Consider the following 13,414-nt stretch of genomic DNA (forward strand, 5'->3'; position numbering starts at 1 on the left):
GACGCAAAAAATGAAGCATTCTAACTATTGTTTCGACGAGCGGGCGTCCCCCATCGACAAGCGACAGTCAGCGATACGCAACCTTCCACTGCAATTCCTGATACTTAGAGCGCGGCGGCATGAAATGCACTAGCCGCCTTCTCAGCCGCAGGCGGCGGCGCGCGCAAGCAGCCAGTCGCGCTCGCGCTCGTTCGCCGACAGTGCCGCGGCCGCCTCGAACGCGTGGCGGGCTTCGGCCAGGCGCCCGGCGCGCAGCAGGAAATCGCCGCGCGCCGCGGGAAGCGGGGCATAATTGCGCAGCGCCGCGTCACCCGCGATTGCATCGATCAGCGCCAGCCCCGCCTCGGGGCCGAACGCCATGCTGTGCGCGACCGCGCGGTTGAGCTCGACCACCGGGGACGGCATCACCTGCCGCAGCCGGTCGTATAGTGCGGCGATGCGCCGCCAGTCGGTGTCCTCCGCGCGCCGCGCCCGAGCGTGGCACGCCGCGAGCGCCGCCTGCAACGCATAGGGTCCGTCGGCGCCGGCCAGCGCCTCGGCTCGCGCCAGCGCGTTCAGCCCGCGGCGGATCAACAGCTGGTCCCAGCGCGCGCGGTTCTGTTCGGTCAGGGGCACGAACTTGCCATCGGGCCCGGCGCGCGCCGCCAGCCGCGACGCCTGGATCTCCATCAGCGCGAGCAGCCCCAGGACTTCAGGTTCGCCCGGCATCAGCCCGGCCAGGATGCGCCCCAGCCGCTGCGCCTCGGCGCAGAGCGGCGGGCGGACCAGCGACGCTCCGCTCGTGGCGGCATAACCTTCGTTGAAGATCAGATAGACGACCTCCAGCACCGACGGCAGCCGCGCCGCCAGCTCGGCGCCGCGCGGCACCTCGAACGCCACGCCCGCCTTGGCGATCGCCTTTTTGGCGCGGGTAATCCGCGCCGCAATCGCCGCCTCGTTCGACAGAAAGGCGCGCGCAATCTCCTCCACCGTCAGCCCGCCGACCAGCCGCAGCGTCAGCGCGGCGCGCGCTTCGGGCGAAATCACCGGATGGCACGCCGCAAAGATCAGGCCGAGCAGTTCGTCGCCCAGCGGATCGTCCAGCGCTGCCTCGACCGCCTCGGCGCTCATGCCCTGCTCCTCGTCCAGTTCGCGGGCCACCTCGGCATGTTTGCGCTCGCGCATCGCCGCATGGCGGATGCCGTCGATGGCCCGCCGTTTCGCCGCGGCCATCAGCCACGCCCCGGGCTTGTCCGGGACGCCGCTTTTCGGCCATTCGGTCAGCGCGGTGAGCAGCGCATCCTGCGCCAGCTCCTCGGCGCGGTCGACGTCGCGCACGACACGCGCTAGGCCGGCAATCAGCCTGGCGCGCTCGATCCGATAGGCCGCCTCGATGGCCCGGTGGGTGTCGTCGGCTACCATGCCCGCCTTGTCCGCCAACTCCGGCGGCGAGGCAAGCATGGCCGCTGACATGGGCGTCATTCGCCGCCGAGCTTTTCGCGCAGGCGCTGCTCATGCTCGGCGATTTCGGGCGTCACCGCGTCGCCGAAATCTTCCAGTTCATAGAAGGGGCGGATTTCAAGGTCGCTCGGCCCGATCATCGGATTGGGGCAACGCTTCGCCCAGGCGACCGCCTCATCGATGTCCTTGACTTCCCAGATCCAGTAACCGGCAACCAGTTCGCGCGCTTCGGCGAACGGACCGTCGATCACGGTGCGGTTCGGGCCGTCGAAGTGGATGCGCTTGCCGTGCGACGACGGCTTCAGCCCGTCGCCCGCGACCATCACGCCGGCGTTGACGAGTTCCTCGTTGAACTTGCCCATCGCCTCGAACATCTCGGTCATTTCGGCCGTCGGCGGCAGGCCCTTTTCGCTGTCCTCGGTCGCCTTCACAAACACCATCACACGCATTGGTCATCTCCTTGATTGGCGGGGCCAACAGCGGCCCTCTATGCTGACGACGAACGAGCCCGACCGGAATCGACAGGTGGCAGAAAAAATCGCATCATCGTGCGTCCTTATCACGGACGTCCGCCCGCCCGGCGATTACCTTTCGCATAATGGCGGCGGATCGTCGCAAAGCCGATTTCCGGGGCAGCACCTGAATCCGCTGCTCATACGAAAAAGCCCCGCCGGATCGCTCCGGCGGGGCCTTGTCTGTCGAGTTCCCTGAAAGGATCGGAAAGTTATTCCTCGCCTTCCGCGCCGGGGCGCTCCTCGACCATCACATCGTCGGTCGTGAAGTCTTCGCCTTGCACCTTGCCCAGCGGATCGTCGCCGATCGCCGCTTCGGGGCCCTGCGCCAGTTCGGCTTCATGTTCTTCGGCCGCGGTTGCCGGCGCGATCAGATGTTCCTGATTCGCGGCGCGCATCGCGGCGCGGAGCGCTGCATCCTTCGACGAGGCGGTAACGCGGACGCGGTTCATGGCAGCGCCGGTACCCGCCGGGATCAGGCGGCCGACGATGACATTTTCCTTGAGGCCCTGCAGCGAGTCGATCTTGCCCTGCACCGACGCTTCGGTGAGAACGCGGGTCGTCTCCTGGAACGATGCCGCCGAAACGAAGCTGCGCGTTTGCAGCGACGCCTTGGTGATGCCCAGCAGGACCGGGCGGCCCTCCGCAGGCACGCCATTCTTCGGCAGCTTGGCGTTATATTCCATCATCTCCAGATAATCGAGCTGTTCGCCCGGCAGCAGCGTCGTGTCGCCGCCCGACGTGATCTCGACCTTCTGCAGCATCTGGCGAACGATCACCTCGATGTGCTTGTCGTTGATCTTCACGCCCTGCAGTCGATAGACTTCCTGGATTTCCGCGACCAGATATTCGGCCAGCGCCTCGACGCCCATGACGTCGAGAATGTCATGCGGGTTCGGCGAGCCCGAGATCAGCGCGTCGCCGCGCTTGACCATGTCGCCTTCCTGCACTTCCAGAACCTTCGACTTGGGAATGAGATACTCGATCGGGTCGCCTTCCTCCGGAACGATCGCGATCTTGCGCTTCGCCTTGTAGTCCTTGACGAACTCAATACGGCCGCTGATCTTCGCGATGACGCTGTTGTCCTTCGGAATACGCGCTTCGAACAGCTCGGCAACACGCGGCAGACCGCCGGTGATGTCGCGCGTTTTCGACGCTTCGCGGCTGACGCGCGCCAGCACGTCGCCCGCCTGCACTTCCTGCCCGTCCTCGACCGAGATCATCGTGCCGACCGCGAGCAGATAGCGCGCGGCTTCACCCGACGCATCGTCGAGCAGGGTCAGGCGCGGCTGAAGGTCTTCCTTCTTGCTGCGTCCCGCGGCGCGATATTCGATCACGACGCGCTGGGCGATACCCGTCGCTTCGTCGACCTGCTCGGTCAGCGTCTTGCCGTCGAGCAGATCCTGATATTTCACGACGCCCTGCTTTTCGGTGATCAGCGGCATGGTGAACGGATCCCATTCGGCAATCCGGTCGCCCTTCTTCACCTTTTCGCCGTCCTTGTGCATGATCTGCGCACCATAGGGCAGCTTGTGCGACGCGCGCTCGCGGCCTTCGCTGTCGATGATCGCGATTTCGCCCGAACGCGACAGCGCCAGACGGCGGCCGCGCTGGTCGACGATCGTGGCCATGTCGCGATATTCGATCGTGCCGTCCGAAATCGCTTCGGCATTCGACTGCTCGTTGACGGACGCCGCACCGCCGATGTGGAAGGTCCGCATCGTCAGCTGCGTGCCGGGCTCACCGATCGACTGCGCGGCAATGACGCCGACGGCTTCGCCGATGTTCACCGGCGTACCGCGGGCCAGGTCGCGGCCATAGCATTTGCCGCAAACGCCCAGCGTCGCTTCGCAGACCAGCGGCGAACGGATCTTGACCGACTGGACTTCGGCATCTTCGATGCGCTGCGTCGTCGCTTCGTCGAGCAAAGTCCCGACGGGCGCGATGACATTGCCGTCCTTGTCGACAACATCTTCCAGCGTCGTGCGGCCCAATATGCGCTCGCCGAGCGAAGCGATGGTCGAACCGCCCTGCACGATCGCGCGCATTTCCATGCCGCGGGTCGTGCCGCAATCTTCCTCGATCACGACGCAATCCTGCGACACATCGACCAGACGGCGGGTCAGATAACCCGAGTTCGCCGTCTTGAGCGCCGTGTCGGCCAGACCCTTGCGCGCGCCGTGGGTCGAGTTGAAGTACTCAAGGACGGTCAGGCCTTCCTTGAAGTTCGAGATGATCGGGGTTTCGATGATCTCGCCCGACGGCTTGGCCATCAGGCCGCGCATACCCGCGAGCTGCTTCATCTGCGCCTGGCTACCACGCGCACCCGAATGCGCCATCATATAGATGGAGTTGATCGGGGCGAGCCGTCCGTCGTCGAGCTTCGGCGTCGCACGGATTTCGTCCATCATCGCGTTCGCGACCTTGTCGCCACACTGCGACCAGGCGTCGATCGCCTTGTTGTACTTCTCCTGCTGCGTGATCAGGCCGTCCTGATACTGCTGCTCGAAATCCTTCACGAGCGCACGAGTTTCGTCGACCATCTGCTCCTTCGACGCCGGGATGATCATGTCGTCCTTGCCGAACGAAATGCCCGCCTTGAACGCGTGGCGGAAGCCCAGCGCCATGATGGCGTCGGCGAACAGCACCGTCTCTTTCTGCCCCGTGTGGCGATAGACCTGATCGATAACGTCGCCGATTTCCTTCTTGGTGAGAAGGCGGTTGACGACGTCGAAGGGCACGGTGTGCGACTTCGGCAGGCATTCGCCGATGAGCATGCGGCCCGGCGTGGTTTCGAACCGCTTCAGATATTCATTGCCATCCTCGTCGGTCTGCGGGACGCGGCTGACGATTTTCGAGTGCAGCGTGACCGCGCCAACGTGGAGCGCCTGATGCACTTCGGCCATGTCCGCGAGCATCATGCCCTCGCCCGGTTCGCCTTCGCGTTCGAGCGACAGATAATAGAGGCCGAGGACCATGTCCTGCGACGGCACGATGATCGGCTTGCCGTTCGCGGGGCTGAGGATGTTGTTGGTCGACATCATCAGCACGCGCGCCTCGAGCTGCGCTTCCAGCGACAGCGGAACGTGCACGGCCATCTGGTCGCCGTCGAAGTCGGCGTTGAACGCGGTGCAGACCAGCGGGTGAAGCTGGATCGCCTTGCCCTCGATCAGCACCGGCTCGAACGCCTGGATGCCCAGCCGGTGCAGCGTCGGCGCGCGGTTGAGCAGCACCGGATGCTCGCGGATCACCTCGTCGAGAATGTCCCAGACTTCCGGCTTTTCCTTCTCGACCAGCTTCTTGGCCTGCTTGACGGTGGACGAATAGCCCTTGGCGTCAAGCCGCGCATAGATGAACGGCTTGAACAGTTCGAGCGCCATCTTCTTGGGCAGGCCGCACTGGTGCAGCTTCAGTTCGGGGCCGGTCACGATGACCGAACGGCCCGAATAGTCCACGCGCTTGCCGAGCAGGTTCTGGCGGAACCGGCCCTGCTTGCCCTTGAGCATGTCGCTGAGCGACTTCAGCGGACGCTTGTTGGCGCCGGTGATGACGCGGCCGCGCCGGCCATTGTCGAACAGCGCGTCGACCGACTCCTGCAGCATCCGCTTCTCGTTGCGGATGATGATGCCCGGCGCGCGCAGTTCCATCAGCCGCTTGAGGCGGTTGTTGCGGTTGATGACGCGGCGGTAGAGATCGTTGAGGTCCGAGGTCGCAAAGCGGCCGCCGTCCAGCGGCACCAGCGGCCGCAGGTCGGGCGGGATCACCGGGATGATGCTCATGATCATCCATTCGGGACGGTTGCCCGAATCGATGAAGTTCTCAACGACCTTGAGCCGCTTCATCAGCTTCTTGGTCTTCAGCTCGGATGATGTGGCGTCCAGTTCCTCGCGCAGATCGACCGCCGTCTTGGGCAGGTCGAGCGTGCGCAGGATCTCCTGGATCGCCTCGGCGCCGATCATGGCGGTGAACTGGTCCTCGCCATACTCCTCGGCCGCAAGCATGTACTCCTCCTCGCTCAGGAGCTGGTGCTCCTTGAGCGGGGTCAGGCCCGGTTCGGTGACGATGTAGTTCTCGAAATACAGAACCCGCTCGATGTCCTTGAGCGTCATGTCGAGCAGCGTGGCGATGCGGCTCGGCAGCGATTTCAGGAACCAGATGTGCGCGACGGGCGCCGCCAGTTCGATGTGGCCCATGCGCTCGCGGCGTACGCGCGACAGGGTGACCTCGACGCCGCACTTCTCGCAGATGATGCCCTTGTACTTCATCCGCTTGTACTTGCCGCACAGGCACTCATAGTCCTTGATCGGACCGAAGATGCGCGCGCAGAAAAGGCCGTCACGTTCGGGCTTGAACGTGCGGTAGTTGATCGTTTCGGGCTTTTTGATCTCACCGAACGACCAGGACATGATCTTTTCCGGGCTCGCGATGGAGATCCGGATGGAGTCGAAATTCTGCGAAGTGGCCTGAGGATTGAAGAGATTGGCGATCTCTTGGTTCATGCCGTTCTCCTTGTGGGCATAGCGCCCTTTGCAAATGGTGGCAGGTCAGCCACCGGAAACGTACGGGTGCGGCGGGCCGGCTTCGAGCCGGCCCCGCCTTGATCATTCGGCCGCGTCGGGCAGCATTTGCGCGTCGTCGTCGACCAGCGGACGGGTCGAGGACAGTTCGACGTTCAGGCCCAGCGAGCGCATCTCCTTGACGAGCACGTTGAAGCTCTCGGGAATGCCCGCCTCGAACGTGTCGTCGCCGCGCACGATCGCCTCGTAGACCTTGGTGCGGCCGGCCACGTCGTCCGACTTGACCGTCAGCATCTCCTGCAGCGTGTAGGCGGCGCCATAGGCTTCGAGCGCCCAGACCTCCATCTCGCCGAAGCGCTGGCCGCCGAACTGCGCCTTGCCGCCCAGCGGCTGCTGGGTGACGAGCGAGTACGGACCGATCGAACGGGCGTGGATCTTGTCGTCGACCAGGTGGTGCAGCTTGAGCATGTAGATGTAGCCCACCGTCACCGGCCGGTCGAACGCCTCGCCCGTGCGCCCGTCGAAAAGCGTCGACTGGCCGCTCTGGTTGAGGCCCGCCTTCTCCAGCATGGCGTTGATCTCGGGCTCGATCGCACCGTCGAAGACCGGGGTCGCGATCGTTACGCCGTTGGCGAACTGCTCGCCGACCTTGACCAGGCTGTCATCGTCCATCTTCCGGATCGGCTCGTTGCGGTTGTTGTCCGGAATGATGTCCTCGAGCGTGGCGCGAAGCGGCTTGATGTCGCCGGCCTCGCGATAGGCCTCCAGCATCTCGCCGATCTTCCTGCCCATGCCGGCGCAGGCCCAACCCAGATGGGTCTCCAGGATCTGGCCGACATTCATGCGCGAGGGCACGCCGAGCGGGTTGAGCACGATGTCCACATGGGTGCCGTCATCGAGGAACGGCATGTCCTCGTTGGGCAGGATGCGGCTGACCACGCCCTTGTTGCCGTGGCGGCCGGCCATTTTGTCGCCGGGCTGGATCTTGCGCTTGACCGCGACGAAGACCTTGACGGTCTTCATGACGCCCGGAGGCATCTCGTCGCCGCGCTGGACCTTCTCGACCTTGTCCATGAAGCGCTGCTCGAGCTGCTTCTTGGTCTCGTCGTACTGGTTGCGCAGCTGTTCGAGACCGTCCTGACGCTTCTCGTCGGCGACGGCGAACTGCCACCAGTTCGAACGCGGATAGCTGTCCAGCACCTCCTGATCGATTTTGGTGCCCTTCTTGAAGCCCTTGGGACCGGCGATCGCCTCCTGCCCCGTCAGCATCTCGGCCAGACGGCTGTAGGTGTTGCGGTCGAGGATCGACTGCTCGTCGTCGCGGTCCTTGGCAAGACGCTCGATCTCCTCGCGTTCGATCGCCATGGCGCGTTCGTCCTTTTCGACGCCATGCCGGTTGAACACGCGCACCTCGACCACGGTTCCGAAGCCGCCGGGCGGCATCCGCATGGAGGTGTCGCGAACGTCCGAGGCCTTCTCGCCGAAGATGGCGCGCAGGAGCTTCTCCTCCGGCGTCATCGGGCTTTCGCCCTTCGGCGTGATCTTGCCGACCAGTATGTCACCCGGTCCGACCTCGGCACCGATGTAGACGATGCCGGCCTCGTCGAGGTTCTTGAGCGCCTCTTCCGACACGTTCGGGATGTCGCGCGTGATCTCCTCGGGACCGAGCTTGGTGTCGCGGGCGTTGACCTCGTATTCCTCAAGGTGGATCGAGGTGAAGACGTCGTCGCGCACGACGCGCTCGGACAGAAGGATCGAGTCCTCGTAGTTGTAGCCGTTCCAGGGCATGAACGCGACGAGCACGTTGCGGCCGAGCGCGAGGTCGCCGAGGTCGGTGGACGGACCGTCGGCGATGATGTCGCCCTTGTCGATCCGGTCGCCCACCTTCACCAGCGGACGCTGGTTGATGCAGGTCGACTGGTTCGAACGCTGGAACTTCTGCAGCCGGTAGATGTCGACGCCCGGTTCGCCCGGATCGAGCTCGTCGGTGGCGCGGATGACGATGCGCATCGCGTCGACCTGGTCGACCACGCCCGACCGGCGCGCGGCGATCGCCGCACCGGAGTCGCGGGCGACGATCGGCTCCATGCCGGTGCCGACATAGGGCGCCTCGGCGCGCACCAGCGGCACGGCCTGACGCTGCATGTTCGAGCCCATCAGCGCGCGGTTGGCGTCGTCGTTCTCAAGGAACGGGATCAGCGCGGCGGCGACCGAGACGAGCTGCTTGGGCGAGACGTCCATCAGGTCGATGTTCTCGCGCGGGGCCATCATCACGTCGCCGGCATGGCGGGCGATGACGAATTCGCTGGTCAGTTCGCCATTGTCGCCGATCTCGGCGTTGGCCTGGGCCACGTGGTGCTTGGCCTCTTCCATCGCCGACAGGTAGACGACCTCGTCGGTCACCTTGCCGTCGACGACCTTGCGGTACGGGCTTTCGATGAAGCCGTACTTGTTGACGCGGGCGAAGGTGGCGAGCGAGTTGATCAGGCCGATGTTCGGGCCTTCCGGCGTCTCGATCGGGCAGATGCGGCCATAGTGCGTCGGGTGCACGTCGCGCACCTCGAAGCCCGCCCGCTCGCGGGTGAGACCGCCCGGTCCGAGCGCCGAAAGCCGGCGCTTGTGGGTGATCTCGCTGAGCGGGTTGGTCTGGTCCATGAACTGCGAGAGCTGGGACGAACCGAAGAACTCGCGCACGGCGGCGGCCGCCGGCTTGGCGTTGATCAGGTCCTGCGGCATGACCGTGTCGATGTCGATCGAGGACATGCGCTCCTTGATCGCGCGCTCCATGCGCAGAAGGCCGACGCGGTACTGGTTCTCCATCAATTCGCCGACCGAGCGCACGCGCCGGTTGCCGAGATTGTCGATGTCGTCGACTTCGCCCTTGCCGTCGCGCAGGTCGATCAGCGTGCGGACCACCTCGATGATGTCGTCCTTGCGCACGACGCGCACCGTGTCGTCGGCATCAAGACCAAGGCGCATGTTCATCTTGACCCGGCCGACGGCCGAAAGGTCGTAGCGCTCGGAATCGAAGAACAGCGAATGGAACATGGCCTCGGCCGTTTCCATGGTCGGCGGCTCGCCCGGGCGCATCACCCGGTAGATGTCGAACAGCGCGTCCTGGCGGCTCTCGTTCTTGTCGGCGGCCAGCGTGTTGCGGATGTACGGCCCCACGTTGACATGGTCGATGTCGAGGATCGGGAAGCTGGTCTGGCCGCTCTCGATGAGCACCTTGAGTGTCTTCTCGTCGATCTCGTCGCCGGCCTCGAGATAGATCTCGCCGGTTTCGGGATTGACGATGTCCTCGGCCAGATAGGAGCCGTAAAGGTCCTCGTCGGTGGCCTTGAGCGCCTTGACGCCCTTTTCCTCAAGCTGCTTGACCGCGCGCGCGGTCACCTTCTTGCCGGCCTCGATGACGATTTCGCCGGAATCAGCGTCGACCAGATCGGTCGTCGGCTTCTGACCCTTCAGACGCTCGGCCGAGAACGGGATGCGCCAGGTCTCTCCGTCACGCTCGTAGGTGACGAAGTTGTAGTAGGTCGAAAGGATTTCCTCGGGATCCATGCCGAGCGCCATCAGCAGCGACGTCACCGGGATCTTGCGGCGGCGGTCGATGCGCGCGTGCACGATGTCCTTGGCGTCGAACTCGATGTCGAGCCACGAGCCGCGATAGGGAATGACGCGGGCAGCGAACAGCAGCTTGCCCGAGGAATGGGTCTTGCCCTTGTCGTGATCGAAGAAGACGCCCGGCGAGCGGTGCATCTGGGAGACGATCACGCGCTCGGTGCCGTTGACGATGAAGGTGCCGTTGGACGTCATCAGCGGCATTTCGCCCATGTAGACGTCCTGCTCCTTGATGTCCTTGATCGACTGGGCGCCGGTGTCCTCGTCGACATCGAACACGATCAGGCGCAGCGTCACCTTCAGCGGCGCCGAATAGGTCAGGTCGCGCTGGCGGCACTCCTCGACGTCGAACTTGGGCGCCTCGTAATCGTAGCGCACGAACTCGAGCTGTGCCGTGCCGGCGAAATCCTTGATCGGGAAGACCGACTTGAACGCGGCCTGAAGACCCTCGTCGGGGCGCCCGCCATCGGGCTCGTCCATCATCAGGAACTGATCGTAGGAGGCCTTCTGCACCTCGATCAGGTTGGGCATCTCGGCGACGTCCGGAATCTCGCCGAAGAACTTGCGTACACGTTTGCGACCGTTGAAAGTAATGGTCTGAGCCATTGCCGCTCCTCGTCATCTCGCCCTGGCCGGGCGGTCATGTCCATGCCGGGCGGTCACCACACCGCGCCCGGCCAAACGGTGGGGCGGAACCCATGCGCCCGGTCCCGCCACCTCAAAACGGATAAAACCCGTTTCCGGAAACCTGCCTTCAGGCTTCAGGAAAAGGGTTCACGCACTAAACAAGGCCTGCCCACATGGGTGAGCGGCGGGCGCGCGATCGCGCCCGCCAGAGCCCTGAACGCTTACTTCATCGACGCCTTGGCGCCGGCTTCCTCGAGCTTCTTGACGATTTCCTCGGCTTCGCCCTTGGAAACGGCTTCCTTGACCGGCTTGGGCGCGCCTTCGACCAGATCCTTGGCTTCCTTCAGGCCCAGACCGGTGATGGTGCGCACTTCCTTGATGACGTTGATCTTCTTGTCGCCTGCCGACTCCAGGATCACGTCGAACTCGTCCTTTTCCTCTTCAGGAGCAGCTTCGGCGGCACCGGCGCCACCGGCGGCCGCGACGGCAACCGGAGCGGCGGCGGAAACGCCCCACTTCTCTTCGAGCATCTTGGACAGTTCGGCCGCTTCCATCACGGTCAGCGACGACAGGTCATCTACGATTTTGGCGAGATCAGCCATTTTTCATCTTCCTTCGGATATCAGGTTCGAACAGTTGGTTTGACGGTTCAAAGACAGCCTCACGCGGCTTCGTCCTTCTTGGCATAGGCGCCGAACACGCGGGCCAGCTGGCCGGCCGGCGCGCTCGTGACCTGGGCAAGGCGGGTCGCCGGCGTCTGGATCATGCCGACGAGCTTGGCCCGCAGTTCATCAAGCGAGGGCAGTTCGGCCAGAGCCTTCACGCCACCCGCATCGAGAACAGTGGGGCCGAGCGCTCCGCCAAGAACGACGAGCTTGTCGTTGCTCTTGGCGAACTCGCTTGCCACTTTCGGAGCCGTCACCGGATCTTCGGCATAGGCAATCAGCGTCTGACCCTGGAACAGGTCGGACATGCCCTCGGCTTCCGTGCCTTGAAGAGCGATCTTGGCGAGGCGGTTCTTCGCAACCTTCACGGTGCCGCCCGCATCACGCATCCGGGTGCGCAAGTCACCCATCTGCGCGACGGTCAGACCCGTGTAGTGGGCCACCACCACCGAACCGGACTGCTTGAAGACCGAGTTCAGCTGGGTGACGAATTCGCGTTTTTCCGCTCTATCCACTTCGTCTCTCCGTCGTGCGATGGAAGGCTCGGCCTGCCATCGCGGTTTGCCTTTGCCGCGCCCCGGGTTTGGACCCCGCGCCGCGACGCTCGAGGATCCTGCCCCCTTACGCCTCAGGCGCCCGACGGGCCCCTTGCGGCACAAGGCAATACGGTTCGAACCGTTCTCCGCCCGTCCCGTCGCCGGTTCGGGCATGAAACGTCCGCACCCGTCTCATGCAGGCTCATGCGAATTAAGGCGAGCCGCCTGCAATCTCGGACAGGGACCGGTTTCCCGGCCATCCGGTCCCGCCAGGCGGAGCCGGAATTCTTGAAGGGAACCAACTGCTTATCGCGACCGGTTCCGAATTCGATTCACTCGGCGGCCGAAAGGCTCGCCGGATCGATCTTGACGCCCGGACCCATCGTCGAGGTCAGCGCGACCTTGCGCACATAGGTGCCCTTGGCGCCGGCCGGCTTGGCCTTCTGCACCGCATCGGCAAACGCGCGCACGTTATCGGCGATCGCCTTGGCATCGAAGGAGGCCTTGCCGACGCCGGCATGAACGATGCCGGCCTTTTCGACGCGGAACTGCACGGCGCCGCCCTTGGCGGACTTCACCGCGGCGGCCACGTCGGGCGTGACGGTGCCGACCTTGGGGTTCGGCATCAGGCCGCGCGGACCGAGCACCTTGCCCAGACGGCCGACCAGCGGCATCATGTCCGGCGTCGCGATGCAGCGGTCGAAGTCGATCTGGCCGTTCTGCACCGTCTCCACCAGGTCCTCGGCGCCAACGATGTCGGCACCGGCGGCCTTGGCTTCCTCGGCCTTGTCGCCACGGGCGAACACGGCGACCTTGACGTCGCGCCCGGTGCCGTTGGGCAGGTTGACCACGCCGCGGACCATCTGGTCGGCATGGCGCGGATCGACGCCCAGGTTCATCGCGAGCTCGATCGTCTCGTCGAACTTGGCGGTGGCCCGCTGCTTGATCATCTCGACGGCTTCCTCGAGCGGCAGCACGGCGTTGCGGTCGATGCCCTCGCGCAGCGCGCGGGTGCGTTTTCCAAGCTTTGCCATGGTCAGCCCTCCACCTTCAGGCCCATGGCCCGCGCCGAACCCTCGATCTGGCGCATGGCGCCTTCGATGTCGGCTGCGTTGAGGTCCTTCATCTTCAGTTCGGCGATCTCGCGCACCTTGTCGCGGCTGATCGAGCCGGCCGATTCCTTGCCCGGCGCCTTGGAGCCCGACTTCAGGTTCGCGGCCTTCTTGAGCAGGAACGCGGCGGGCGGCGTCTTCGTCTTGAAGGTGAACGACTTGTCCTGATAGTAGGTGATCGTCGTCGGAATCGGCGCGCCTTTTTCCATTTCCTGCGTGGCGGCATTGAACGCCTTGCAGAATTCCATGATGTTGATGCCGCGCTGACCGAGCGCCGGCCCGATGGGCGGCGACGGGTTGGCGGCTCCTGCGGGGACCTGCAGCTTGAGCAGGCCTGCAACCTTCTTGGCCATTTGTCGTCTTTCCTTCCAAGGCCGGCGTCAC

7 protein-coding genes and 1 pseudogene are annotated in these 13,414 nt (G+C 64.6%); all 8 read right to left on the reverse strand.

Features of this window, described 5'->3' with window-relative positions:
- Positions 1 to 141 precede the first annotated feature (141 nt).
- The 8 genes and pseudogenes from RIA72_RS10165 to rplK all read right to left on the reverse strand — a co-directional run bounded on the left by RIA72_RS10165 (position 142) and on the right by rplK (position 13,383).
- Positions 142 to 1,461 (reverse strand): RNA polymerase sigma factor, encoded by a 1,320-nt coding sequence (locus tag RIA72_RS10165; RefSeq protein ID WP_350032066.1) that lies wholly within the window; start codon positions 1,459 to 1,461, stop codon positions 142 to 144.
- A gap of 68 nt (positions 1,462 to 1,529) precedes the next feature.
- A pseudogene (locus RIA72_RS10170) lies at positions 1,530 to 1,889 on the reverse strand (YciI family protein); the annotation flags it as partial.
- A 275-nt stretch (positions 1,890 to 2,164) separates the two neighbouring features.
- Positions 2,165 to 6,451 carry a DNA-directed RNA polymerase subunit beta' gene (gene rpoC / locus RIA72_RS10175; protein ID WP_350032067.1) on the reverse strand — a complete coding sequence of 1,429 codons (4,287 nt, stop codon included), beginning with the start codon at positions 6,449 to 6,451 and terminating at the stop codon, positions 2,165 to 2,167.
- 102 nt (positions 6,452 to 6,553) lie between these two features.
- A complete protein-coding gene (gene rpoB / locus RIA72_RS10180; RefSeq protein WP_350032068.1) occupies positions 6,554 to 10,696 on the reverse strand; it encodes a DNA-directed RNA polymerase subunit beta in 4,143 nt (1,380 codons plus the stop codon).
- A 242-nt stretch (positions 10,697 to 10,938) separates the two neighbouring features.
- Positions 10,939 to 11,319 (reverse strand): 50S ribosomal protein L7/L12, encoded by a 381-nt coding sequence (gene rplL / locus RIA72_RS10185; protein WP_131616269.1) that lies wholly within the window; start codon positions 11,317 to 11,319, stop codon positions 10,939 to 10,941.
- A gap of 59 nt (positions 11,320 to 11,378) precedes the next feature.
- Positions 11,379 to 11,897, reverse strand: coding sequence for a 50S ribosomal protein L10 (gene rplJ, locus RIA72_RS10190; protein WP_350032069.1), 519 nt, complete (start codon positions 11,895 to 11,897; stop codon positions 11,379 to 11,381).
- A 353-nt stretch (positions 11,898 to 12,250) separates the two neighbouring features.
- Positions 12,251 to 12,952 carry a 50S ribosomal protein L1 gene (gene rplA / locus RIA72_RS10195; protein WP_350032070.1) on the reverse strand — a complete coding sequence of 234 codons (702 nt, stop codon included), beginning with the start codon at positions 12,950 to 12,952 and terminating at the stop codon, positions 12,251 to 12,253.
- 2 nt (positions 12,953 to 12,954) lie between these two features.
- Positions 12,955 to 13,383 carry a 50S ribosomal protein L11 gene (rplK, locus tag RIA72_RS10200; RefSeq protein ID WP_131616267.1) on the reverse strand — a complete coding sequence of 143 codons (429 nt, stop codon included), beginning with the start codon at positions 13,381 to 13,383 and terminating at the stop codon, positions 12,955 to 12,957.
- Between the last annotated feature and the right edge of the window lie 31 nt (positions 13,384 to 13,414).

Origin of the sequence: Sphingopyxis sp., from assembly GCF_040216815.1 — a bacterium.
Lineage (GTDB): Bacteria > Pseudomonadota > Alphaproteobacteria > Sphingomonadales > Sphingomonadaceae > Sphingopyxis.